Raw genomic sequence first — 23,280 nt, 5'->3', positions numbered from 1 at the left:
TCCAGCGCAAGCCGGAACGACGGGCATAGGAGAAACTCAACGTGTCACGGCAGCCACGGCGGCAGCCACAGTGTCGAGATTCGAATGATTCAATGCGGCCACGCAGATACGGCCGCTGTCCAGCGCGTAGATGGCGAACTCGTCGCGCAGCCGATGCACCTGGGCCTTGCTCAGGCCGGAGTACGAAAACATGCCGGCCTGGCGATTGATGAAACCAAACTCCGGCGCACCAAGCGCGGCCAGTTTATCGACTAGGCCCGCGCGCATCGTGTGAATGCGTCCACGCATTTCACCGAGCTCCTGTTCCCAGCGTACCCGCAGTTCGCTGCTGCCGAGTACCCCAGCCACCAGCGCGGCACCGTGCGTCGACGGGCTGGAATAGATCGTGCGGATGACTTGCTTGATCTTCGACTGCAGCCGTGCGGCTTCGTCACGATCCGCGCCCACCATCGACAATGCACCAACACGTTCGCCGTACAGCGAGAACGATTTCGAATACGAGTTGGCGACCACGAACGCGTCGATACCGGACTCGCCTAGCAGACGGACGGCCATGGCGTCGGCCTCGGTGCTTTTGTCGAAGCCTTGATAGGCCATATCGACGAACGGCAGCAGCTTGCGCTCCTTCAGCAGCTCGATCAGCTGCTTCCATTGCGTCGCGTCCAGATCGACGCCAGTTGGGTTGTGACAGCAGGCGTGCAGCAGCACCACTGTACCCGGCTCCAGCCGACCCAGGTCTTCCAACATGCCGGCGAAATCCAGACCATGCGTGGCGGCGTCGTAGTAGCGGTATTCCAGCAGTTCGAAGCCGGCCGTGCGGAAGACCACATGATGATTGCCCCAGCTCGGGTTGCTGATCGCGATCTTGGCGCCGGCACCGCGAACCAGCTTGAGCAAGTCGGCCGCCACGCGCAACGCCGCGCTGCCGCCGATGGTTTGCGCGGTGGCCACGCGGCCAGCGGCCAGCAGCGGTGATTCCGCACCGAACACCAGTTGCTGGGTCAGCTGGTTGTAGGCAGCCAGACCTTCAATCGGCAGATAGCCACGCGGTTTGGCGTCCGCAGCCAGCGCCTGCTCCACTTCACGCACGGTCGGCAACAGCGGAATACGCCCCTGTTCGTCGACATAAATACCCACGCCAAGATTGATCTTGCCCGGCCGCGGATCGGCAACGTAAGTCTCGGTAAGGCCCAGGATAGGATCGCCCGGAGCCATTTCAACGGAAGCAAAGAAGGACACGGCGGTTACTCGACGGTGAGGTGGGAGTGGAGGGTTCAAGCCTGCGTGATGGTGGTCTCATCGGCTGCGTCGGCGGCCCATTCGAACGGGACGGCCGATGCACCGAAGTTGAAATCGAACAGCTGGCGATCGGCCAGTTGCGAGGGCGACACATGGGTCAGCGAGCGAAAGATGTTCTCGCTGCGGCCGGGTTGTTGCTGTTCCCATTCGCCCAGCATGCGCCGCACCGCCTGCCGCTGCAGGTTGTCCTGCGTGCCGCACAGGTTGCACGGAATGATCGGAAACTGCTGCTGCGCGGCGTATTCTGCAATGTCGTCTTCGCGGCAATACGCCAGCGGGCGAATCACCACATGGCGACCATCGTCCGAACGCAGCTTCGGCGGCATCGCCTTCAGTTGCGCCTGGTAGAACATGTTCAGGAAAAACGTGGCGAGGATATCGTCGCGATGATGGCCGAGCGCGATCTTGCTGATGCCGTTCGCCGCCGCCCACGTATACAGCGCGCCACGACGCAGCCGCGAGCACAGGCTGCACATGGTCTTGCCCGCGGGAATCACCCGCGTCACCGTGCTGTAGGTATCCTGCTCGATGATATGGAACGGCACGCCGCGGGCGCGCAGGTAATCCGGCAGCACATGCTCGGGAAAGCCCGGCTGCTTCTGGTCCAGGTTCACCGCGATCAGCTCGAAGCGCACCGGCGCCTTCGCCTGCAATTGCAGCAGCAGGTCCAGCAAGGTGTACGAATCCTTGCCACCGGACAGGCACACCATCACCTTGTCGCCGTCGTCGATCATGCCGAAATCGCCCACGGCCTGCCCCACCTGACGACGCAGGCGGCGGGCCAGCTTGCCGGTATCCACAGCGGGTGGGCGAAAGATCTGTAGCGGGGTGGACATGACAACCGATCGAAAGGCGTGAGCCTGCCATTGTAGCGGCCCCGACGCCGCGCCACCGGGCTTCCGGCAGGTCACTGAAACAAGAGGGTTAATCAGCGCTACACTTGGGGGATTACCAGCCAGCCTTATCGTCATCATGCCGGTTCAGGATCACGCCGAAATCGTCCATTTGCTCGCCGAGTTGCGGCTGGAGCATCGTGATCTTGATGCCACCATCAACCAGCGCACTTTTGCCTTTGGCAACGACGAATTGCAGCTGACCCGGCTGAAGAAGCGGAAGTTGCTGCTGAAAGACCATATTGCGCGGCTCGAGAGCAAGCTGATCCCCGATCTCGACGCCTGAACCGCCTGCCTGGACTTCCGATGAACCCGTTTACCCCGACCCGCCTGCATGACGATTACGTCGTGCTGGAACCGCTGTGCCTGGACCACGTGCCCGCACTGGAAGCCGCCGCTGCCGACGGCGAATTGTGGAATTTCCATGTCACCAGCGTGCCCGCGCCCGGCCACACCCACGATTACGTGGCAAGGGCGCTGCAAGGCCAGCTCGATGGCCACATGCTGCCCTTCGCGGTGCGTGAGGTCAGCAGCGGCGACATCGTTGGCAGCACGCGCTATTACGAGATCGACGCCAGCCTGCCCCGGCTCGCCATCGGTTACACGTGGTATGCGAAACGCTGGCAGAAAAGCCATCTCAACACCGCCTGCAAGCGCCTGTTGCTCGAGCACGCGTTCGAAACCCTGGACTGCGCCGCGGTGGCCTTCCACACCGACGAACTGAATGAGGATTCCCAGCGTGCGATCGAGCGCCTCGGCGCGCAGCGTGAAGGCGTCTTGCGTGCACACAAGCGCCGCGGCGACGGCAGCCTGCGCAACACCGTGTGTTTCAGCATCCTCGCCGAAGAGTGGCCGAACGTGGAGAACTGGCTGGGCATGCGCTTGAACAGGTTGGCCGCCAACTCGTAGGAGCGCACCCTGTGCGCGAGCTTTTTCGTGACGTGACACAAAAGCGTTCGCGCACAGGATGCGCTCCTACAACAGTCGGTTGAGCAGCCGATCGAGCTGGGTGCGCTTGAGCCGCTTCAGCAACTTGCGTACCTCGGGCGGATAGTGCCGCGGGCTTTCCAGCGACTGATAGCCGTCCAGACGCGTCGCATGCTTGCGCAATGCCGCCCATTCCGCCGCGTGCTTGGCGTGCAAAAGATGTTCCGGATCACGCAGCAACAAGCCATTCTCCAGATCCAGTGACCACGCGCGCGGATTGAGATTGTTGCCGGTCAACACGGCGACGTCGTCGTCAATGAACAACCCTTTCAGGTGGTAGCTGTTGTCGCCGTCGCGCCACAGATGCAGGTTGAGCTGTCCGCTGTCGATCTGCCGACGATGCGCACGAGCAAACCGGCGCAGATTGTTTTCGTAGAGATAGGGCAGCAAGCCGATGGTCTTGAACGGCTCACCCGGCGGGATGTAGAAATCGTTGGCGGTCTTGTCGCCGACCATGATGTCGATGCGGCAACCACGCCGCAGCAACTGGCCCAGCACCAGCCGCACCGGTCGCGGCAGATTGAAGTACGGTGTCAACACGATCAGCCGCTCGCGCGTGCCGCGCAGCAAGGCCAGCAGCGCATCGTTCAAGGCGTTGTCACTGCGACCGAAGCCGAGCAGCGGCGTCACCGCCACCTGACCTGCCGTCAGCACGTCCTGCGGCACCGTATAGCTCGCCCGCTGCAAGCCCTGACGAAATTCGCGAATCGCCGGTTGCAGCGACTTCGTGGAAGGCACCTCGGCGACATTCAACCTGCGCACCGCGGCGCTGTCGACAAAATACGTCTGCACAAAGGCGGCCATCGCGTCGGCCAAACCGGCGTGTTGCAGCAGGTGATAACGATCGAGGCGGTAGCGCCCGTGCCGTGCGAGGTACACGTCGTTGAGGCTGGCGCCGCTGTACAGCACGGTGTCGTCAATCACGTAGCCCTTCAGGTGCAGCACGCCGAACACTTCACGGGTTTGCACCGGCACACCATAAATCTCGACGCCCGGGCCGAGCCGACGGGCGTACTCGCGATACATGCCCGCATTGCCTTCGCTCTTCTGCTTGCCGATCAGGCCACGCTGTGCCCGGTGCCAGTCGACGAACACGGATATCTGCACACCGGGGGCACGTGCTTTGGCCGCATACAAGGCTTCCAGCAACTCACGCCCGGCATCATCGTCCTGCAGGTACAGCGTCACGATCACGATGCGGCGAGTGGCCTGAGCGATGCGCTGCAGCAGTATTTCGCGGAACGCCACAGGATCAGGCAGTACCTCGATGGCAGTCGCCGGAACAGCGAATGACGGCAGCGCCAGCGGAAGCAGGCCTGGCTTGTGCTTGCGTGGAAAAGGCAACATGCGCCGCGCGAGGCGACCGGGTGCGGACATCAGCTTGTTCATGGGTACGAGCATGGATGACAGCGCGAATGATCGCAAACTGCGACGGCTACGCCTACCGCCGTGCCGCATCTTCACCGCTGGAGCCGACACCCGGATGGGAAGGCTGGGCATACCTTCCACGACACTTGTCGGAAGCATGGCGCAGGCGCATAACCTCTCCTGCCGCATGGCATGGATGACAACGCCCGGGGAGAGCGAGCGATGAGTCAGACGAAGGAAGCACTGGCGCCGCCTGACGCATCGGCGGCAATGGCGGAACAGCGATCGTTGGAGACCCGGCGCGAGCGGGCCGCGGTTGATCCTCAGGCACCCACCATCGGTCTGGCGCTTTCGGGCGGCGGCGTGCGTAGCGCCACCTTCTGCCTTGGCCTGTTGCGGGCGCTGGCGCGCAATGGCGTGCTGCACCGTTTCGACTATTTGTCGACGGTCTCTGGCGGCGGCTATATCGGCGCGGCGTTTGGACGTCTGTTCAATGCGAGTACGACGCCGCAGCAAGTTGAGCAAGGACTGGCCAATGATCGCTCGCTGTTGCTGTGGTGGTTGCGCAGCAATGGCCGTTATCTCACGCCGGCTGGCGCCAGCGACCTGCTGCAGGCGGCGGCCGGACAGTTGCGCGGTTTCGTCGCCACCCAGTTCGAGGTCGCCGTGCTGCTGGCGCTGGTGGCCTCCATCGTGGTGTTGCCGCACCTCATTTGCTATCCGGTTTACGCGCAGCACCTGCCGTGGCTGACCATGAATCTGTGGTGGTTGGGGATGGCTATGCTTGGCTGGCTGGCGGCGGCCTGTGCTTTCGCCTACTGGTGGTCGCGCGACCCGGAAGACGGATCGCTGGCGGGCGATCTGGCGATCGTCTTCGTTACTGCCACACTGGGCGGCTATCTGGTGTGGCAGGCCGGGCCGCTCGACGCCAATCACGGCCCCGGACTGTTGCCGACGGTTGGCGTGATCCTGCTGGCGATTCCGCTGACCTGGCTGTGGACACGAATCCGCGGCAGCCATCCCGCCCAGCAGCGGGTGCGCTACACGATCAGTCTCACCTTCGTGCTGAAGGGGTTGTTGTTGTTGCTGGTGCTGGGAGTGGCCGATCTGCTCAGCTGGTTTCTTGCCTGGCTGCTGCAATCGGGCACCTTGAGCAGCCCGGCGTTGAGCGGTGCAGGCCTGCTGGCACTGCTGGTGGCGGTAGCCCGTTTCGCCCTGCCGGCGCTGCAACCACGTAACGACAAGCCCAGTCTGGCGCGCCTGCCGCTGGCCTTGATCGCCAATCTGTGTGGCTTGCTGCTGCTAGGCCTGTTGTTGCTGTGCTGGTTGAGCGCACTGCAATACCTGTTGTTCTTCATGGGCACGACCACCTCGGCCGCGCAAGCCTGGATGCGCTGGCTGGCGGTGGTGCTGCCGTGCCTGGCTTATGCGGGACTGACCGGGCGCAATTTGCAGGCAATCAACCGCTCGTCGCTGCATGCGTTCTACCGCTCACGCATCGCACGCACTTATGTCGCCGTCGGCAACCAGCCGGCAGCCGCCGCGGGACCGACCCGCTTCCCGTTCTCGCCCTTGCAGTCAAAAGACTCGGCCGCGGCGCAGGCGGTGGTCAAGGTGACCGAACTGCTCGATCACGACGACGTGGCGCTGACCGATTACGCACCGCATGTGCACGGTGGCCCGATCCATCTGATCAATTGCTGCATCAACCAGACCGTCGACGATCGTACCGAAGCGTTCAACGCCGACCGCAAGGGCATCTGTCTTACCATCGGCCCGTTCGGCGTGGAAACCGGCACCCAGCCGGCGCGCACCGTCGCCGTCGCCGTCGGAAGTGTCGAACCGCTGCGCGGCACCACGCTGGCGGAGTGGATCGCCATTTCCGGCGCGGCTGCCGGCTCCGGCATGGGCTCGATGACGCGTCCCGGAATCGCCGTGCTCACCTTCCTGAGCGGATTCCGACTGGGTTACTGGTGGCGCAATCGGCTCGGCAAGCCATCCCTGTCATGGTCGCTGCTCGGCAAATCGCGCGCGGCGCTGCAGGAAATGCTGGCGCGCTTTCCGGGCCTGCAGGGGCCGGTGTGGTATCTGTCTGACGGCGGCCATTTTGACAACACCGGCGTGTACGCCCTGCTCAAACGCGAGTTGAAACTGATCGTGCTCGCCGACTGTGGCGCCGATCCGAACTACCTGTTTGCCGACGCCGAAAGCCTGATTCGCAAGGCCCGCATCGACTACGCCGCCACGATTGAATTCATTGATCCGGCCACACTGCCAGCGGATCGCATTGATCCGGCGCTGCTTGCTCGTCTTGGCACACCGGACAGCGTGATGCCGGGGCCGGGTGAGCAAAGCCTGTTGCTTGCCCGCATCCGTTATCGCAGTGGCAACACCGGCGCGCTGCTGGTGGTAAAGCCGCGCCAACCGCCGGATTCTCCGCTGGACCTGGTCGGTTACGCCAATCGGGATACGCGTTTTCCGCAGCAAGGCACGGATGACCAGTTTTTCGACGAGGCACAGTGGGAAAGCTACTGCCAGCTCGGCGAACTGCTCGGCCGACCGCTGAACGGCGCGGCGCTGGATGCGTTTCCGGCGTTGGTACTGGCCGGCGATGCCGCTCGCATCGGCCCGCTTGCGCCGGAAGTGCAGCAGGGCGCGATGTCGTTGCGCCAGCGGGTTACTGCAACGGTCGGCGCATCGCTGGGCCTGAGTGCCATCATCGGCCTGGCGCTGGCTGGCTGGCAGGCATGGGATGCGCACCTGCAACAAGGCATCGAGCAGCAGAAGCTGGTTACCGACGCGGCACGCGATCTTGGCAAGGAGATCGGCTCCGACATGGGTTTCGATGCCGAGATGGACGCCTCGGTGCAGCTGTTCCGCTCGCAGGCCGGCGCACCACCTTATCCCGACTCTATTCGACTGATGGTCGACGGCCTGCTCGATACGCTGCAGACGAAATGCGCCGAGCTGTCGCCCGGCAAGCTTGCCATCGCGTGCAACAACGACCTCACCCTTCTCGGCGACGGGCCGACGCTGACGCGCTGGGACCGCGCCATGGTCGGCTACCGTGATTGGCCGCCCGTGGTTGCGCTCAATCCCGACGCATCCATCGCAACCAATACGATGCCGGTCCCGCCGTTGCCCACGCACGACGTACCGACTGAGACCGCACCGGGCGTGGTGAGGCAAGGGCACGCTGACAGCGTCGCAGCAGCACCGATGCCAGCAGCGGATGCTGAGCCGATGCCGATGCCGCCACCGCCACCGCCGCCAATGGCAGCCGCGCCGGCAGAACCCGCACCGACGCGTTCCTTGCGGCCGGATCGAACTTCCGCTGAGCACGGCGGCGCGGCGACTGTCGCCGTCGCGCCCACATCGCGGGCCGATCCCGCCGCGCTGGCCGAAGCGGCGCGTCGCGCCTGCACCCAGGGGGTATCGCGGCGTTTCGTGGTCTACACGCAGATCTATGACGAGACGGAACGCGCCAGCGCCGAGGCGGTGTTGCCGCAACTGCGCGATCTTGGCGTGGCCACACCAGGCATCGAAAACGTTACCGCCAGCGCAGCCAGCCACGGTCGCAACCTGCCGTTCCAGTGGCACACGCCGACGGTGCTCTACAGCGGCAGCGGTACCCAATGCGCCTCGGCCATCAGTGCCTGGCTTGATGGCACCCGGCCCTTCGCCTCGACCAAGCCGGCCCAAGCCGTGCCGTTCCCGCTATCCATCCGCGGCGAGCCGAACGTCATCGAGCTATGGATTCCCAGCGCGAAGACGCCATGAACTGACCGAGCAGACCACGCCACCCAGCATCGGCGCGGTCAGCCGACGAGTGGGTTCAATGCTTGATCGGGAAGGTTTGCGCGTTGCCCGCTGCCGACTCTGCCGCGGATTTGCTCGAACCCGGCGTCGAGGCCGGCATGTGAGTGCCGCACTGATACGCACCCCACGGCTGCGAACCGGCATTGGGCTCGGCCAACGGCTTGATCGTGTCGGCATTCATCTTGACGGCCTCGTTGCGGGCCATCACTTCCAGTTCGTCGCGCACCTTGATGTCATTGCGATCAACCGGGCCGACGTGGTCCATCACCGAGACGGTGACCTTGCCCATCTCGCGACAGGACGACAGATCACCGCTCCACGCCGTGCGCACGTTCTTTGCCGCCGGGTCCATGGTGATACCCCAGTTGCAGGCGCTCAGCAGCAACACGGGGACGAGCAACAACAGGGTCTTGCGCATGGATGGCTCCGCAACAGTCACTGGGAAAAGGAAAGAGGCCGAACCTTGCGGCCCGGCCTCCATCGTAACGCGGCAACGCCTGCACGTCCCGCCAAGGCAAGCTGCCGTGCGGCGTCGGTTCATGCCGACGCCGCACGGCGAGCTTGCTTCACCGGCTTACTTGCCCGGCTTGCTGGCTGGCTTGTCGGCCACCGGCTTGCCATCGGCATCCATCACTTGCACCTTGCCCAGCTTCAATGCGCGAATCGGCGACTCGATTTTCGCCAGGTCACCGACGATCACCCAGGTCAACTGGTCGGGATGAATGACCTGCTTCGCCGCCGCTTCCACCGACGCATCGCTCTGGCCTTCGATGCGTGCCTTCATGGTCTGCACATAATCATCCGGACGGTTGTACTGGACGATACCTTGCATCGCACCCATCACCGCCGAGGTGGTCTGGTACTGACCGGGCATGCTGCGTACGTCGCCGACCTTGACCTTGCTGATCTCAGCAGCGGTCAACGGCTTGTCACCGATGACGCCCTTGGCTTCCTTCAACATTTCCGAAATGGAAGGCCCGGTCTTGTCGGTCTGCACCGGCGCGTAAAGCATGAATGGACGCTGCCCCACCGCGTTCTGCAGGAAACTGAAGGCGCCGTAGGCCCAGTGCTTGTCCTCGCGCAGGTTCATATTGAGGCGCGAGGTGAACGTGCCACCGAAGGCACCGTTCATGGTCTGGATCTGCAGGTTGTCCGGCGCCTCGGTGGACGGTGCCAGGCTACCGGCCAGGATCAGCGTCTGCTGGGCTCCCGGACGATCAACCAGGAACACGCGCACATCCTGGGGCGGGTCCACCTTGCCGATATTCTTCACCGGCACCTTGCTCGCCGGCGCCTTCCAGTCGCCGAACGCCGCGTTCAACTGCGGGATGATCTTGTCCAGCGTGGTGTCACCGGCGACCAGGATCTTCACGTTGTCCGGTCGGACGTAATCGTTGATGAAGCCGCGCATGTCATCGGCTGTCAACGACTTGATCGACGCCTCGGTACCCGAACCGGTGAACGGGATCGCATACGCATGGCCGTTGCCGTACAGCAGCGGCGGCAGGGTACGCAGGGCAATGCCGATGGGCTGGCTCTTTTCCTGGGCGATGCCGGCCAGCCACTGGCCACGCAAGCGGCTGACGTCGGTATCGCGGAAGGCCGGGTTGCGCACGATGTCGGCGAACAGATCCAGCGACGGCTTCAACTGATCATCCAGCGCGTTGAGCGAGGCGTTGCAATAATCCAGCCCGCAACCGCTGGCGATGATCGCGCCAAGACGCTGCTTGCGCTTGGCGATCTCCACCGAATCGAGATTCTTGCTGCCTTCGTCGAGCATGCTCATGGTGAAGCTGGAGGTGCCCAGCTTGCGACCCTGATCGGCGGCATAGCCGGCATCAAACAGCAACTGCAATTGCACAGCCGGAACGGTGTGGCGCTCGGCCAGAATCACTTCGATACCGTTGTCGAGCTTGCCACGCTCCAGCTTCGGGAAGCTGAGGTCGGGAAAACTGCTGACTTCAGGCACACCCTTGCTGCGGTCAAGGTCACTCGCTACGGCCTTGTAATCACCCTTGGCGGAAAGCACCGGCTTCGGTGCGCCGGGCGCCGCAGCGCGACCGGACAGCTTCGCCATATCGGTCGCATCGACCTTGCCCGGCACCACCGTCAAGGTGAAATCACCCTTGGCGATCCACTGGTTGGCAACGGTTTTGACGCTGGCCGGGGTTGCCGCCATCAGCTCGTTGAAGGCCTTCAGATACTGGCCCGGATCGCCGTGATAAAGCTGGCCCTGGGCGAGAATCGACGCTTGCGTGTTGACCTTTTCCAGACCGCGCACGAACGAGGCGCGTGTTTCGGTCTTGACCCGCGCCAGTTCATCGGCGGTGGGGCCGTCTTTGAGGAATTTCTGCCACTCGTCGGCTATGGCAGCTTCGACCTTGGCCGGCTCGACGCCTTTCTTCACGTCGACCTGCAACTCGAACATGCTGGCCAGCACGTGCTGGTCGACATCAACCGAGACGTCGTCGGCCAACTTGTCCTGGTAGACCAGTCGCTGATACAGCCGCGACGTCTTGCTGCCGCCGAGAACGGCGGCGGCCAGCTCCAGCTGGCTCTCGTCGCTGCTGCCACGGCCGGGCACATTCCATTCGCGATAGATGCGGGTCTGTGCCACGTTGTCGGTCATCGTGCCGCGGGTGGACTTGTCGCGCGCGGCAACCCACGGCTGCGGACGCGGTACCTGCGGGCCGGCGGCGATGTCGCCGAAATACTTCTGCATCTTCTCTTTCGCCACCGCCGGCGTGATGTCGCCGGACAGCACCACCACCGTGTTCGCCGCGCCGTAGTAGTCACGGAACCACTGCTTGACGTCGCCGAGCGAGGCGGCATTCAAGTCGTCCATCGAGCCGATGGTGTCGTGGTGATAGGGATGGTTGGCCGGGAACGCCTCGGCCTGGATCAGCTCACCGGCACGCCCATACGGCTGGTTCTCGCCCTGGCGCTTCTCGTTCTGCACCACGCCGCGCTGTTCGTTGAGCTGCGGCATGCCGATCGCGCCGAGCAAGTGGCCCATGCGGTCGGACTCCATCCACAACGCCATGTCCAGCGCGGTGGTCGGCACGGTCTCGAAATAGTTGGTGCGGTCCAGCCAGGTGGTGCCGTTCTGGTCAGTGGCACCGGCCAGCTCGAACGGCTTGAAGTATTCGTCCTTGTGATTCTCCGAACCCTGGAACATCAGATGTTCGAACAAGTGCGCGAAGCCGGTCTTGCCTTTCGGCTCGTAGGAAGAACCGACGTGGTACCAGACGCTCACCGCCACTACCGGCGCCTTGTGGTCCTCATGCACCACCACGGTCAAGCCGTTGGGCAGAGTGAAGCGGCTGTAGGCGAGCTCGGGGATTTGCTGCGTGGCCGCCGATGCAGCCGGCGCGACAACGGGTGCAACATCCGGCGCTGCCCACGCCAACGGTACGCCGCCAGCCAGGGTAAGTGCGCCAGCAATCAGCAATGCGAGTGGCTTCTTCGTCACGGTGAACCTCCTGTTTCACGGATAAGTCCCCCAAGGCTAGCGGGTGCGGGACACGCACCGCAAATGACTTGCGGCATACGCGCGGCCGGCACGCTGTCCGCGCGTGCGGCTGTCCGGAAGCGGCCACGGCCACTGTCCGCGGACAGCCAGGGCCGGGCCAAGTCTTGGTCGGGGTGTCGTAAAATCAATGACTTGAACTGCCTGCAACCGTTGGCACGCGGGTTGCCTCTGTATACCTGCAAGGACTCTTCCCATCTCGTCGGAGACAAGCTCATGAAATTCGAAACCCTGATGTTGCGCGGCCTGTTCCTCGCCTGCCTGGCGGTATGCGCCCTGATCTTCGGCGCGATGTTGACCATCACCCCCGCCTCGGTGCCGCTGGCACACAGCAACAGCATCGGCGCCATGTTGCTGGCCGCGCCGAGCAGTTGCGCCCTGCCCGCTGACGGCGTGATGTGTCCGCTGATTGCTGGCGTACCTTCGTTGAACGGTTGATCGCAAAGCGCATGAAGCGGCGATAATGGACAGATGATCCACGTCATCCTGTTCAATCCCGAAATTCCGCCGAACACCGGCAACGTGATTCGCCTGTGCGCGAACACCGGCGCAGCCTTGCACCTGATCCGCCCGCTGGGCTTCGAACTCGACGATGCGCGACTGCGCCGCGCCGGACTGGACTATCACGAGTACGCCCGCATGGCGGTACACGATGACCTGTCTGGTTGCCTTGAGGTGATGGGTAATCCGCGCGTGTTCGCGTTCACCACGCGCGGACGCGTCGCTCATGTCGACGCACGCTTTGCCGACGGTGACGCCCTGCTGTTCGGCTGCGAGACTGCCGGCCTGCCGGCGGCGGTGCTCGAAACGATTCCCGCCGAGCAGCGCCTGCGTCTGCCAATGTGCCCGGACAGCCGCAGCCTCAATTTGTCGAACACCGTCGCCGTTGCGGTCTACGAGGCATGGCGGCAACTCGGCTTTGCCGGCGCGGCAGCCAACCGGTAGGAGCCCGCTGGCGGGCGATGCGTCTGAGTGACGCGAACGGCATCGCCCGCCAGCGGGCTCCTACGAATTAAGGTCGGCACGGCTACAATTGGCCGATGACCACTGCCTCTCCCAATTCCTGGTTGCCGCAGCCGCTGCGCAAACTCGCCGGCCGCGCACTCGAAACCGCGCTGAACCACACCTTGTCGCTCGATCCGGACACCCAGCAGAAGCTGGCGGCATTGAACGGACGCAGCGTGCAGTTGCATCTGCGTGGCCCAGAAATCGCCCTCGCTGTCACGGTCGAAGACGGCCGTCTGCAGGTCGGCCCACCGCAGGATGACAACCAGTTGAAGGTCGCCGCCTCACCGGGCAGCCTGCTGGCGATGATGTTTCGGCGCGATGATGACGGGATCGCGCCCGGCAAGGTGGAGATTGCCGGCGATGCCGAACTCGCACGCCGGCTGGAAAAACTGGCCAGCAAGTTCGCCCCCGATTTTGAGGAAGCATTCGCGCGCACGTTCGGCGACGTGCTCGGTGTGCCGCTGGCCAAGGCTCTACGCAGCGGCCTGACTCACGCCCGCGAAAGCGCCAGCCATCTCACTGAAGACACCGCCGACTGGCTGCGCGACGAAGCGCGGGTGGCGATGGCACCGGGTGAGGTCGAAGGTTTCCTCGATGGCGTGGACGCACTGCGCGAACGCAGCGAACGACTGGAATCACGCGTGCAACGGCTGTTGCAGCGCCTGTCGAGCAACGCCGCGTGACGCCGCTGAAGGTGGTTCCCCGCCTGCTGCGAGTGGCCTCCGTGCTGCTGGCTTATCGACTCGACGAACTGGTCGACGCGGCACACCTGTATCGCCCGCTGAAGTTGCTGCGACCGTTCGTGAGCAAGCCGCGTGTCGACATCACGGGCTTGCCGCGTGGCGCCCGCCTGCGGCATGCGCTGACCGAGCTGGGGCCGATCTTCGTCAAGGCTGGTCAGGTACTGTCCACCCGCCGCGATCTGGTGCCGGTCGATATCGCCGACGAACTGGCGTTGCTGCAGGATCAAGTCGCGCCGTTTCCCGGCGCCGAAGCGCGTGTGATCGTCGAGCAGGAACTCAAGCAGCCGATTGAGCGCCTGTACGCCAGCTTCGACGAGACGCCGCTGGCCTCCGCGTCGATCGCGCAGGTCCATGCAGCCACCCTGCATGACGGTCGGGAGGTGGTAGTCAAGGTGCTGCGCCCGGGTATTGACGCACGCATCGCGCGTGACGTGAAGCTGCTGCGCTCCCTCGGCGAACTGGCCCAGCGCTGGCATCCGAACGCCGACAAGATCCGCCCGCTCGATGTGGTTGCCGAAGTCGAGAAGATGCTGGAGAACGAGCTGGACCTGCAGCGCGAAGGCGCCAGCGCCAGTCTGCTCAAGCGCAACTTCGCCAGTGGCGTGGATCTTTATGTGCCCGAGGTGCACTGGGACCTGACCGCCACCCGCGTGCTGACGCTGGAGCGCGTTTACGGCATCAGCAGCGACGACATCGCGGCGATCGACGCGGCCGGGCTCGATCGCAAGGCGCTGGCAATCAAGGGCGTGCGGGTGTTCTACGAGCAGGTGTTCCGCGACAATTTTTTCCACGCCGACGCCCACCCCGGCAACATCTGGGTCGACCCCACACGCACGGCCGAACCACGTTTCATCGCGCTGGATTTCGGCATCATGGGCCAGTTGCCCGAGGCCGACCAATACTGGCTGGCGCAGAATTTCATCGCGCTGTTCGAACGTGACTACGCGCGCATTGCCAAACTGCATGTCGACGCCGGCTGGATGCCGTCCAATGTGCGCCTGGATGAACTGGAAGCCGCCGTGCGCACGGTGTGCGAGCCGTACTTCACCCGCCCGTTGTCGCAGATTTCGCTGGCCGAGTTGGTGGTCAAACTGTTCCAGACCGCGCGCCGTTTCGAGCTGACCGTGCAGCCGCAACTGATCCTGCTGCAGAAGACCTTGCTGAACATCGAAGGTGTCGGCCGCATGCTTGATCCGGAGATCGATATCTGGGCAGTGGCGCATCCGGTGCTCAAGCGCATCCTGCGCGAACGTTACAGCCCGTTACGCACGCTGCGCGAAGTACGCAAGCGCCTGCCGGAATGGCTGCACGACGCGCCCGAGTTTCCCGAGCGCGTACGGGACGCGCTGCGCCAACTCGGCCGTGGAGAACGGCGTGAGCTGGCTGACCCGCTCGCACTGCAGATCGCTCTGCAAAGTGCGCGTGGCCAACACAAGGTGCTCGCATGCGGGCTGCTTGGTAGCAGCTTGCTGATCGGCTCGGCACTGTTGTGGACGCTGGCACCGCAACACGGCCCGTGGCCAGCAATCGGCGCCGGCATCGCCGCTCTGCTCGCCTTCGTCCTCGGCTGGCCACGCGCACGCTGACTAACCGACCCCGTAGGAGCCCGCTCGCGGGCGATGCTTCCGTCGTTATCTTCCGCTGGGCTCTCAGAAGCAACTGCATCGCCCGCAAGCGGGCTCCTACGAAGAAATCCATACCAGGCCCATGATCGAGATCCTTTACCAGGACGACGCGATGATCGCGGTGAACAAGCCCGCGAATCTCGCCGTGCATCGTTCGAAAATGGTCGGCAATGCCGAGGAATTTCTGATCGATCTCTTGCGCGAACAAGTCGGCGACAACGTCTACCTCGCGCATCGACTGGACCGTGCCACCAGCGGCGTATTGCTGGTCGCACGCAACAAAGACGTTGCCGCCGCCCTGGGTCAGCAATTCATGGAACGCACCATCCACAAGCAGTATCTGGTGGTGGTTCGCGGCTGGCCCGAACCGGGCGACAACGTGATCGACTATCCGCTGCCCGGCTCGCGTGAAACCGGCCCGCGTCGCGAGGCCAGCACCCGCTATCGCCGCCTCGCCACGATCGAGGTGCCGATCGAGCTGGGCCGTTACCCCCAGCAGCGCTACGCCTTCGTTCTGGCCGAGCCGCAAAGTGGTCGCTTCCGGCAGATCCGCAAACATCTGGCGCATATTCATCATCCGGTGATTGGCGACTGCCAGCACGGTCGCGGCGATCACAACCGTCTCTACAAGCAATACTTCGGCTGCCACCGGATGCTGCTGCACGCATGGCGTGTGGATTTCGCGCATCCGATCAGTGGTGCGCCCATGCGCATCGAAGCGCCGCTGGACGAGGCTTATACGAGTTTGCTGGAACGCTTCGATTGGAAGCTGCCTTATGAGAAATGAGTGGCAGGGCGAGAAGTGAGAAGCGAGAGAAAGGCAGCGCATCGCGCTCCGCTGTTCCGCGCGATTCTCACTTCTCGTTCCATTACTACCTGCTCGCTCCACTAGACTGGCCGCATGCTGATCATCAGTCGCAACATCTCCCTGCCCGAGTCCGAACTGGTCGAGCGCTTCCTGCGCGCCGACGGTCCGGGCGGACAACATGTGAACCGCACCGAGAGCGCGGTGGAACTGCGTTTTGACGTTACCAATTCGCCATCGTTGCCGGACGAGATCCGCGCGCGTCTGCTGGAACGCCGTGATCGCCGTCTGACGGCCGATGGCGTGCTGGTGATTCAGGGGCGCCGCTTCCGCGAACAGGTACGCAACCGTGACGACGTGCGCGAACGACTGGTCGAACTCATTCGCGGCGTGCTGATTCCGCCGAAGAAACGTGTTGCCACTCGGCCCACCCGTGCATCGAAGGAACGTCGCCTGGTCGGCAAGCAGCAACGCGGTCAAATCAAACAAGCCCGCTCACGCAAGCCGGATCTCGAATGAAGGGATATTTGCCCAGCCCCGAACAGTTGCCGCCGCAGATGCCGCACTTGACCGACAACTGGCGCCGCAAGCTGTGTCGCGGCGTCATGCGGTTGTGTGGCTGGAGCCTGGTCGGCGAGTTTCCCGACGTGCCCAAGGCTGTGCTGATTGCCGCGCCACACTCATCGTGGTGGGACGGCGTGTGGGGCTTGCTGCTGAAGGTCGGTATCGGTGCCGACATCCACTTCATGGGCAAACAGGAGCTGTTCCGCGGCCCACTCGGCGGGCTGTTGCGCCGACTCGGCGGCATGCCGATTGATCGCCGCGCAGCGAAGGGCGTGGTTGAGCAGATGACCGAGCAGTTGCAACAGCACGAATCGCTATGGCTGGGCCTTGCGCCGGAAGGCACGCGCAAACCGGTGACACGCTGGAAAAGTGGTTTCTGGCGCATCGCGCATGAATCCGACGTACCGATCGTCACCGCCTGGTTCAACTATCCCGACAAGACCATCGGCGTCGGCCCGCTATTCCACACCAGTGATGACGTGGAAGCGGATCTGGCGCGGCTGCGCGAAATCTATGCGCCTTTCAAAGGCAAGCACCGCGGCGTATAGCACGCAACACGCCTCACGACTTCAGCGCTGTGAATGACCCGGATCATCATGCTCGCGATGGGTCAGCAGGCCTGGGCGAATCAGATCGATGAAGGCGCGCGCTTCGGCGGTGAGGAACTTGCCCTTGCGCATCACCACGCCGTAGCTGCGCTGCGGAAAGAACTGCTTCATGTTGCGCACCGCCAGTCGCGCGTGGTCGGCTTCGGTGATGCAGATGCCGGTGACGATGGAGATGCCCATGCCCATCGCCACGTATTCCTTGATCACGTCCCAGCCGCCGACTTCAATCGCCACGTGATACGGCACCTGCCGCTGCTGGAAGACCAGATCAACCAGCCGGTACGTCGACAGCCGTTGCGGCGGCAGGATCAAGCCATACGGCGACAAATCCTCCAGCGTGATCTGTTCCTTTTCTGCCAGCGGATGGTCTGGCGGCATGATCAGCATCGGGTCGTAATGCTGTATCGGCGCCCAGGCGATGTCGTTGGGCACATCCAGCATCGAACCCACGGCGAAGTCGGCATCGTCCGCGCGCAGCATGGCCATGCCGTCCTTGCCGGTGACATTGGCCAACTGCAGTTGCACCGCGGGGAAGCGCTCGCGATAGCGGCGCACCAGGTCGGGTAGCAGGTACTGGATAGTGGAGGTACCGGCGGCGATGGTCAGGCGGCCGGCCTGCAGACCCTTCACTTTCGCCTGGAAGTCGCGATCCAGCGTGTCCCAACCTTCAACCAGTGGCCGCGCCAGCTCGTACAGCGCTTCGCCTGCATCGGTGAGGTTGATGCGGCGACGCCGCCGCTCCATCAGGCTCACCCCAAGCTCGCGCTCAAGTGCCTGTAATTGCAGGCTTATAGTGGGTTGCGAGAGATACAAAGCCTCCGCCGCACGGGTCAACGTACCCAGCTTCACTACGCTCACAAACGCGCGTAACTGCTTGTGCCGGTTGCCTTTGTAATAGAACCGGCCGCTGCTTTCGGCGCGCGCACCATCACCGCGCTTTTTTGCTGCGCTGCGGCGCGATTTTTTCGGCTTGCTCAGCGCTGGATCGAGGTTTTTCATTGCGTAACTTCAATAGCTTAAAATATGTATTGGTAATGCTCATAGTAGTGATTGAAACATTCACTTTGTCAAATACATAATTTCTGCCTAGCTTCGAGTCATTCCCGACCCGGAGCAACGCCATGGCAGTACCGCAGGAAAAACTCGAACTCGGCAACGTCGAGATCCACTCCGACCGCACCGGATACGAGAGCATCCTGACCCCGGCCGCATTGGCCTTGCTGGCGCGTCTGCACGACCGCTTTGAACCGATCCGTCAACGCCTGTTGCAGGCCCGACGTGAGCGCCAGGCGGGTTATGACGCTGGCGGCCTGCCCGACTTCCGTGCCGACACCACGGCGATCCGCGAATCGGACTGGAGCGTCGCCACCATCCCGGCAGCGCTGCGCGATCGACGGGTCGAGATCACCGGCCCGGTCGAACGCAAGATGATCATCAACGCGCTCAATTCCGGCTCGAAAGTGTTCATGGCCGATTTCGAAGATTCCTCGGCGCCCACCTTCGCCAACCAACTCGACGGCCAGATCAATCTGCGCGACGCGGTGAATGGCTCGATCGACTTCACCTCGGCCGAGGGCAAGTCGTACCGCGTCGGCGCGAACCCGGCAGTACTGGTGGTGCGCCCGCGCGGCTGGCACCTGCATGACAAGTTCTTCAGCGTGGATGGCGAGCCGGTGTCCGGCGCGCTGGTCGACTTTGCCTTGTTCGTGAGCCACAACGCCCGTGCGCTGCACAGCGCGGATCGCGGCCCGTACTTCTATCTGCCGAAACTCGAGGCGATGGAAGAAGCGGCGCTGTGGGACGCCGTGATGGCAGCCGCCGAAGAGGAACTGCAGTTGCCGGTCGGCACGATGAAGGCCACCGTGCTGATCGAGACGCTGCCAGCGGCGTTCCAGATGCACGAGATCCTGCATGCGCTGCGTCGCCGCGCGGTTGGCCTGAACTGCGGCCGCTGGGATTACATCTTCTCGTACCTGAAGACCTTGCGCGGCCATCGCGACCGCTTGCTGCCGGAACGTGGTCAGGTGCAGATGACCGCACCGTTCCTGAAGGCGTATTCGGAGCTGCTGATCCAGACCTGTCATCGCCGCGGCGCGTTCGCGATGGGCGGCATGGCCGCGCAGATTCCGATCAAGGGTGACGACGCGGCCAACGAAGCGGCACTGGCCAAGGTGCGCACCGACAAGCTGCGCGAGGTACAAGCCGGCCACGACGGCACCTGGGTGGCACATCCGGCTCTGGTGGCGGTGGCACAGCAGATCTTCGACGAATACATGCCGTCCGCCAATCAACTGTCCCTGCTGCGCAACGATGTGCAAGTGAGTCGGGAACAGTTGCTGGCAGCACCGAACGGCACCATCACGCGTGCCGGTTTCGACAACAACGTCGAGGTGTGCCTGCGTTACACCGCCGCGTGGCTCGACGGCCTGGGCTGCGTGCCGATCCATCACCTGATGGAGGACGCCGCTACCGCCGAGATTGCCCGCGCCCAACTGTGGCAGTGGCTGCATCACGGTGAACTCGAATTTCCCGACCATGCCCCGATCGACTTCGCATTGTTTGACCACGCGCTGGCCACGCATACGCATCGCCTGCGTGACAGCCAGCATCCCGGTGCCGCCCGTGCCGACGCCGCCGCCAAGTTGCTTTCGGCGATGACCCACGCCGATGTCCTCGGCGACTTCCTCACCCTGCCTGCCTACGACCAGCTCGCCTGATCCATCCCTCAGATCCGATCGCCACGAATCATCGTCCTACGGAGCCACGCCATGAAGACCACCGCCCTGCAAACTGCTGAACAGATCAAGCTGGACTGGAACAACAACCCGCGCTGGACCGGCGTGCAGCGCAACTACTCCGCCGAGGACGTGGTGCGCTTGCGCGGCACCGTGCAGGTGGAGCATTCGCTGGCCCGCCGCGGCGCCGAGCGGCTGTGGAAGTCGCTGCACAAGGAAGACTTCGTCAACGCGTTGGGCGCACTCACCGGCAACCAGGCGATGCAGCAGGTCAAGGCCGGTTTGCAGGCGATCTACCTCAGCGGCTGGCAGGTCGCCGCCGATGCGAACGTGGCCGGCGAGATGTATCCGGACCAGTCGTTGTACCCGGCCAACTCGGTGCCGCTGGTGGTCAAGCGGATCAACAACACCTTGCTGCGCGCCGACCAGTTGCATCACGCCGAAGGCAACAACGACATCGACTGGCTGGTGCCAATCGTGGCCGACGCCGAGGCCGGTTTCGGCGGCGTGCTGAATGCATTCGAGTTGATGAAGGCGATGATCGAAGCCGGCGCTGCCGGCGTGCATTTTGAAGATCAGCTGGCCTCGGTGAAGAAGTGCGGCCACATGGGCGGCAAGGTGCTGGTGCCGACCCGCGAAGCAGTCGACAAGTTGAACGCCGCGCGCCTCGCCGCCGACGTTGCCGGCGTGCCGACCCTGCTGGTGGCGCGCACCGATGCGGACGCCGCTGACTTGCTCACCTCGGACATCGACGACAACGACAAGGCGTTCATCACCGGCGAGCGCACCGTCGAAGGCTTCTACCGGGTCAAGCCCGGCCTGGATCAGGCGATCAGCCGCGGCCTGGCCTACGCGCCGTACGCCGACCTGATCTGGTGCGAAACCAGCAAACCGAACCTCGACGACGCGCGCCGTTTCGCCGAAGCGATCCACGCGAAATTCCCCGGCAAGATGCTCGCGTACAACTGTTCACCCAGCTTCAACTGGAAGAAGAACCTGGACGACGCCACCATCGCCAGTTTCCAGAAGGAACTGGGCGCGATGGGTTACAAGTTCCAGTTCATCACGCTGGCCGGCTTCCACAGCCTCAACTACGGCATGTTCGACCTGGCACATGGTTATGCACGCCGCCAGATGAGCGCGTTCGTCGAGCTGCAGGAAAAGGAATTCGCCGCCGCGGACCGTGGCTTCACCGCGGTGAAGCATCAGCGCGAAGTGGGCACCGGTTACTTCGATGCGGTGACCCAGGCGATCCAGCAGGGCCAGTCTTCGACCACCGCATTGACGGGTTCGACCGAGGAAGAGCAGTTCAAGCAGACGGCGGCGGCGTAAGCACGCAAGTGTTCACCCCGGACTGAAAAGAACTGCTGCGGAGCGGCGCACCGATCTTCATTTCAGCGAAGATCAGCGCGTCGCTTCGTTGCGTTTACCTCGAAAGACTGCACGAACGGCAACGCCACTGCGATGGACTTCTGTAGCTCGCTGATGCGCCGTCCCGCAACCTTCAGCTTGGGCGAAAACCCTGCTGCATCATGCGTGGGTAGCAAGACCCTCGTCGGCCTGAGCCCGCGTGGACGCATCGGCACTCACATCCACGCGATTGCGACCCGATTCCTTGGCGCGATAGAGCGCCAGATCGGCTTGCCTCAACAATTGATGCAACGTGAGTTCGGAACAGGGACTGCAGACCAGCCCGAAGCTCGCCGATACGTGGATAGTGCTATCCGAATCCAGCACCATCGGCATCGCTGCCAACGCAAGCCGAATGCGCGTGGCAATCTCAACGCCTTGCTCACGTGAGCATCCCGGCATCAGCAGGCCGAACTCCTCACCACCCAGACGGCCAAACACGTCCGAGCCGCGCAGTTCTCCCTGACAAGCAGCCACGGCATGTCGCAAGACCACGTCGCCAGCGGCGTGGCCGTAGGTGTCGTTGACCAGCTTGAAGTGATCCAGATCCAGCACGACCAGGCAGACACTGGTTTTTGTCTTGCTGAGCCGTCGCAACGTGCCACGGGCCTCCTCGAAGAAGTGCTCGCGGTTGAACGCCCCGGTCAATCCATCATGACGCGCCATGTTCCGGAAGCGCAGTTGGGAGCGCCTCAGCCACACCATCGCCAAAGTGATGAAAGCCAGCACGACCAGCAGCAGCACGATGAACAGCTGGCTGGTTCTCTGCGCCTGACTGGTCAGCGCCTGACGCAACTGAAGAATGCTGTTCTGCTTGCTCAACGCATCCAGCTTCACCTTCTTCGCTTCAACCTGCTGCCTGACCATCTGATAGGCCAGTGCACTGGCCTTGGCATCATCCAACGCCGCCGTCTCCTGGGCTACATACTTCTCGTAATAAGTCAGTGCGGCGGTGTCATTACCGCTCATCTTCTCAGCCTCGTACAACACTTTGTAAGCGGCCGGCAGGGTCCATAGCGGGCTATCCGCGCCTGTTACGGCAATGCTGGCCAGTGCGTATTCTCGTGCCTTGGCGGCATCACCGCGACTCAAATAGGCCTGCGCCAGGGTGACGGGCAAGGACGCAAGATACGCGGTGTAGCGTGTCTTACGGACATCGGGAGCAATCCGTTGCAGCAAGGTAATCGCGCGACTGGCATGGCCTTCAAAAATCAACTCGCTGGCCAGATCCAGGCGCAACGGAACCACTTGCTCGGGTACGCCGGCAGCAAGGCACACATCAATCGCATGTTGAAATTCGGGGCTGCCTGAGGTCACCTTGTCGCCATACAGTAAAGACTGCACCTCAAGCGCACTGCCGAAGCACTGAGCCTTCGGCGAGGGCAGCTCGGACTTCATCTGACGCGCATACTGCAGCGCCAGGTCGTATTGCCCCACGGCCGTCCGGTTCAACATGAGGATGATTTGATACATCGCCTCCATGCGCGCGGTCGGGTCAGTGACTGTCGGAAGTTCGACCATCAAGGCATTGGCCAGCGCATAGGCTTCGACATAGTGTCGACTGAAGAATTTGCCGCGCAACAAGGCGGCCTGTGCCCGCACGGCAAGCGCCTTGTCGCCGGAGTGGTCGATGATGTCGACCAGAGCAGCCTCCACGCTGGCGTACTTGCCATCGAACGTGGGCGGCCATGTGTCCAGCAGCTGCAGGTGCCAACGCTGCTGCGCCGTCAGCTGCTTCTCGTGCAAATGCAGCTTCGCGACAAGAACCTGGAATTGTGCCGGCTTGCCCGGCCATGCCGCTTCAGCCTGGCCCAGCATCACGGCAGCCGAAGGCTGGCTCTCAGGCAGGCTGGACGCCATCAAGTTCGCGCAAGACAGCACGGCTGC

The 23,280-nt window shown here is 63.3% G+C and carries 19 protein-coding genes; 12 read left to right on the top strand and 7 right to left on the bottom strand.

From position 1 onward, the window contains the following. Positions 1–36: 36 nt before the first annotated feature. Together PY254_RS04090 and ttcA are read right to left on the bottom strand one after the other, a co-directional pair. Positions 37–1,239, bottom strand: a complete 1,203-nt coding sequence (locus PY254_RS04090) for an amino acid aminotransferase (protein WP_281014200.1) — start codon at positions 1,237–1,239, stop codon at positions 37–39. Positions 1,240–1,274: 35 nt separating this feature from the next. Further along, a complete protein-coding gene (gene ttcA, locus PY254_RS04085; protein WP_281014199.1) occupies positions 1,275–2,135 on the bottom strand; it encodes a tRNA 2-thiocytidine(32) synthetase TtcA in 861 nt (286 codons plus the stop codon). Between the two features lie 136 nt (positions 2,136–2,271). Between ttcA and PY254_RS04080 the strand changes: the two genes are divergently transcribed. Both PY254_RS04080 and PY254_RS04075 read left to right on the top strand, forming a co-directional pair. Continuing rightward, positions 2,272–2,478 carry a YdcH family protein gene (locus PY254_RS04080; protein WP_281014198.1) on the top strand — a complete coding sequence of 69 codons (207 nt, stop codon included), beginning with the start codon at positions 2,272–2,274 and terminating at the stop codon, positions 2,476–2,478. Between the two features lie 20 nt (positions 2,479–2,498). Next, positions 2,499–3,101, top strand: coding sequence for a GNAT family N-acetyltransferase (locus tag PY254_RS04075; RefSeq protein ID WP_281014197.1), 603 nt, complete (start codon positions 2,499–2,501; stop codon positions 3,099–3,101). A gap of 66 nt (positions 3,102–3,167) precedes the next feature. On the opposite strand, the gene pssA is transcribed toward PY254_RS04075, so the two are convergent. Continuing rightward, entirely contained in the window at positions 3,168–4,568 is a 1,401-nt protein-coding gene (pssA, locus tag PY254_RS04070; RefSeq protein ID WP_281014196.1) for a CDP-diacylglycerol--serine O-phosphatidyltransferase, read from the bottom strand. 201 nt (positions 4,569–4,769) lie between these two features. On the opposite strand from pssA, the gene PY254_RS04065 reads away from it, so the two are divergent. After that, a complete protein-coding gene (locus tag PY254_RS04065; RefSeq protein WP_281014195.1) occupies positions 4,770–8,327 on the top strand; it encodes a patatin-like phospholipase family protein in 3,558 nt (1,185 codons plus the stop codon). Between the two features lie 55 nt (positions 8,328–8,382). Here the strand turns inward: PY254_RS04065 and PY254_RS04060 are convergent, their stop codons facing one another. Both PY254_RS04060 and PY254_RS04055 read right to left on the bottom strand, forming a co-directional pair. Next, a complete protein-coding gene (locus tag PY254_RS04060; protein WP_281014194.1) occupies positions 8,383–8,784 on the bottom strand; it encodes a DUF4156 domain-containing protein in 402 nt (133 codons plus the stop codon). A gap of 156 nt (positions 8,785–8,940) precedes the next feature. Next, entirely contained in the window at positions 8,941–11,838 is a 2,898-nt protein-coding gene (locus tag PY254_RS04055) for a M16 family metallopeptidase (protein WP_281014193.1), read from the bottom strand. 273 nt (positions 11,839–12,111) lie between these two features. Here PY254_RS04055 and PY254_RS04050 point away from each other — a divergent pair, with 273 nt between their 5' ends. The 7 genes from PY254_RS04050 (at position 12,112) to PY254_RS04020 (ending at position 17,188) form a co-directional block, all read left to right on the top strand. Further along, complete coding sequence (locus tag PY254_RS04050) at positions 12,112–12,333, top strand: hypothetical protein (protein WP_281014192.1); 222 nt, start codon at positions 12,112–12,114, stop codon at positions 12,331–12,333. A gap of 33 nt (positions 12,334–12,366) precedes the next feature. Next, positions 12,367–12,840 carry a tRNA (uridine(34)/cytosine(34)/5-carboxymethylaminomethyluridine(34)-2'-O)-methyltransferase TrmL gene (trmL, locus tag PY254_RS04045; protein WP_281014191.1) on the top strand — a complete coding sequence of 158 codons (474 nt, stop codon included), beginning with the start codon at positions 12,367–12,369 and terminating at the stop codon, positions 12,838–12,840. A gap of 95 nt (positions 12,841–12,935) precedes the next feature. Beyond that, positions 12,936–13,586 carry a ubiquinone biosynthesis accessory factor UbiJ gene (locus PY254_RS04040; RefSeq protein ID WP_281014190.1) on the top strand — a complete coding sequence of 217 codons (651 nt, stop codon included), beginning with the start codon at positions 12,936–12,938 and terminating at the stop codon, positions 13,584–13,586. Between the two features lie 5 nt (positions 13,587–13,591). After that, on the top strand, positions 13,592–15,232 hold the full coding sequence (ubiB, locus tag PY254_RS04035; protein ID WP_281015151.1) for a ubiquinone biosynthesis regulatory protein kinase UbiB: 1,641 nt from the start codon (positions 13,592–13,594) through the stop codon (positions 15,230–15,232). 121 nt (positions 15,233–15,353) lie between these two features. Continuing rightward, positions 15,354–16,058 carry a pseudouridine synthase gene (locus PY254_RS04030; protein ID WP_281014189.1) on the top strand — a complete coding sequence of 235 codons (705 nt, stop codon included), beginning with the start codon at positions 15,354–15,356 and terminating at the stop codon, positions 16,056–16,058. A 114-nt stretch (positions 16,059–16,172) separates the two neighbouring features. Then, positions 16,173–16,595 carry an alternative ribosome rescue aminoacyl-tRNA hydrolase ArfB gene (gene arfB / locus PY254_RS04025; protein ID WP_281014188.1) on the top strand — a complete coding sequence of 141 codons (423 nt, stop codon included), beginning with the start codon at positions 16,173–16,175 and terminating at the stop codon, positions 16,593–16,595. Next, the gene (locus PY254_RS04020; protein ID WP_281014187.1) at positions 16,592–17,188 is read left to right on the top strand and encodes a 1-acyl-sn-glycerol-3-phosphate acyltransferase; all 597 of its coding nucleotides are present in this window, start codon (positions 16,592–16,594) and stop codon (positions 17,186–17,188) included. The genes arfB and PY254_RS04020 overlap by 4 nt, the downstream gene beginning before the upstream one ends. Before the next feature lie 21 nt (positions 17,189–17,209). On the opposite strand, the gene PY254_RS04015 is transcribed toward PY254_RS04020, so the two are convergent. Further along, on the bottom strand, positions 17,210–18,247 hold the full coding sequence (locus PY254_RS04015; RefSeq protein ID WP_281014186.1) for a LysR family transcriptional regulator: 1,038 nt from the start codon (positions 18,245–18,247) through the stop codon (positions 17,210–17,212). Positions 18,248–18,369: 122 nt separating this feature from the next. Between PY254_RS04015 and aceB the strand changes: the two genes are divergently transcribed. Next, on the top strand, positions 18,370–19,965 hold the full coding sequence (aceB, locus tag PY254_RS04010) for a malate synthase A (protein ID WP_281014185.1): 1,596 nt from the start codon (positions 18,370–18,372) through the stop codon (positions 19,963–19,965). A 51-nt stretch (positions 19,966–20,016) separates the two neighbouring features. Beyond that, complete coding sequence (gene aceA, locus PY254_RS04005) at positions 20,017–21,315, top strand: isocitrate lyase (protein WP_281014184.1); 1,299 nt, start codon at positions 20,017–20,019, stop codon at positions 21,313–21,315. 198 nt (positions 21,316–21,513) lie between these two features. On the opposite strand, the gene PY254_RS04000 is transcribed toward aceA, so the two are convergent. Then, complete coding sequence (locus tag PY254_RS04000) at positions 21,514–23,253, bottom strand: GGDEF domain-containing protein (protein WP_281014183.1); 1,740 nt, start codon at positions 23,251–23,253, stop codon at positions 21,514–21,516. Between the last annotated feature and the right edge of the window lie 27 nt (positions 23,254–23,280).

The sequence above is a fragment of the Rhodanobacter sp. AS-Z3 genome (assembly GCF_029224025.1).
Classification (GTDB): domain Bacteria; phylum Pseudomonadota; class Gammaproteobacteria; order Xanthomonadales; family Rhodanobacteraceae; genus Rhodanobacter.
Note: the sequence above shows the minus strand (reverse complement) of the source record. Positions and strands in the feature narration are given on the sequence as shown.